The sequence below is a fragment of the Candidatus Phytoplasma citri genome, assembly GCF_002009625.1.
Classification (GTDB): Bacteria; Bacillota_I; Bacilli_A; order Acholeplasmatales; family Acholeplasmataceae; genus Phytoplasma; species Phytoplasma citri.
In genome coordinates this window covers 1-1395 of the sequence record NZ_MWKN01000009.1, presented here as the reverse complement: position 1 = coordinate 1395, position 1395 = coordinate 1, and the positions used below count along the sequence as shown (strand labels likewise).

At 28.8% G+C, this 1395-nt stretch carries 3 protein-coding genes; all 3 read right to left on the bottom strand.

What is annotated here, in order from left to right; all coding sequences use genetic code 11:
- Positions 1–602: hypothetical protein (locus B2G44_RS00375; RefSeq protein ID WP_078122887.1), on the bottom strand; the 602-nt coding region annotated here is incomplete at its 3' end.
- A gap of 114 nt (positions 603–716) precedes the next feature.
- Positions 717–1028: a hypothetical protein gene (locus tag B2G44_RS00370; RefSeq protein WP_078122886.1), complete on the bottom strand. Its 312-nt coding sequence runs from the start codon at positions 1026–1028 to the stop codon at positions 717–719.
- A complete protein-coding gene (locus tag B2G44_RS00365; protein WP_143325090.1) occupies positions 1006–1368 on the bottom strand; it encodes a hypothetical protein in 363 nt (120 codons plus the stop codon). The genes B2G44_RS00370 and B2G44_RS00365 overlap by 23 nt, the downstream gene beginning before the upstream one ends.
- Positions 1369–1395 lie beyond the last annotated feature (27 nt).

Sequence of the window (1395 nt, the reverse complement as noted above, 5' to 3'; positions counted from 1 at the left end):
TCATCCTGGAGTTTTTCAATTTTATCTTGATTACCTTTTCTATCATTTTGTTTTAAATTATTAATTTCTTGTTCTTTAACAGCTTTTTCTTTTTCTAATGAACTTTTTTGTGGCTTTAAAGATTCTATTTGTGGCTGAAGAGAATTTAATTGTGATTGGTATTCATCGCATTTTTTTTGTTCTTCATCTACCCCTTTTTTTTGCTCTTTTAAGAAATCCAATGATAATTTCCAACTCTTTTTTAATTCCGCATTTTTTTCTTGTTCTTCAGAAGATAAATCAAGTGGTAAGACAGCAGGATGATCAGCTTCTTGAAACAGATAAGTTTTAATTTGTTCAAAACGACTAGCCGTTGTTTTAATTTTCGGTTGGGAAGTTTCTGAAGAACGTTTTGGTCTGGTAAAAATTGATTTGTCTATTTCAGATGCTTCAGAATCGAATGTTTCTTTTTCTGATTCTGAAAAAGATAAAGGTTTTTGTGGCGAAGCAACATAATGACGATTTTTATTAATCATATTAATCATAATAATAATTATTATTCCCATGAATAAAATAACCATTATTTCAATAAAATATTTTTTAAAAAAGTTTTTTTGATTCACGAATTTCTGAACCTTTCCGATAATAAAGAGATATTATTATCAAATTTAGAAATTTGAATATATCGCTATTATATCACTTTAAAAAATAAATATTGAAAGAAAATAATGATGAAATCAATTTTCATCATTATTTATTGATAATTGGTTGATAGAATTTGGCATATTTTTTGTTTTTTGTTGTTCTATGAAACGTTGTTGAGCGCGAGCGTAACTGGGATTTTTTTGTTTTAATTCTTCTTTTGTGGCATTTATTTTTTCATTTTTATTTGTTAATTCTTCTTTTAATTTATATTTTGTTTCAGATAATTTAGAAGTTTTTGAAACTTTATTTTGTTCTCGAATTAATTCTTTGACAATCTTATCATATTCATTAACCCAAGATAGAAATTCTGTGTTTATATTTTCATTTATTTTGGTGGGTTTCATGAACTCCAAAACCTACCTTGGCCATTGTTCCTGCGACTTTTTTTGTAACCCCACCACTTATCACTCTTAACATGCCACGACCCCCAAAGGCGTCCATATAAAGTTCAGCTCTTCCTAAAAGGGCGTCGCGGAGATTACCAAAACTAAATTCATGTCTTTTATCCCAATCATCTAAAGCGGTTCTAGAGGCTTCCGCCCCAGTACGTAAAATTTTTAATTGTTCTTGTTCCATACCAATCAATGCTATTTTTTTCTCGATTTCGTCAATGTTTTTTTTGGATTTCGGCACGGCGTTCTTCTTTGGTTTTGATGAAGTCGAATATTCCTTTTTCATCATCATTTAAAATTTGATATTCTTTTTCTAATC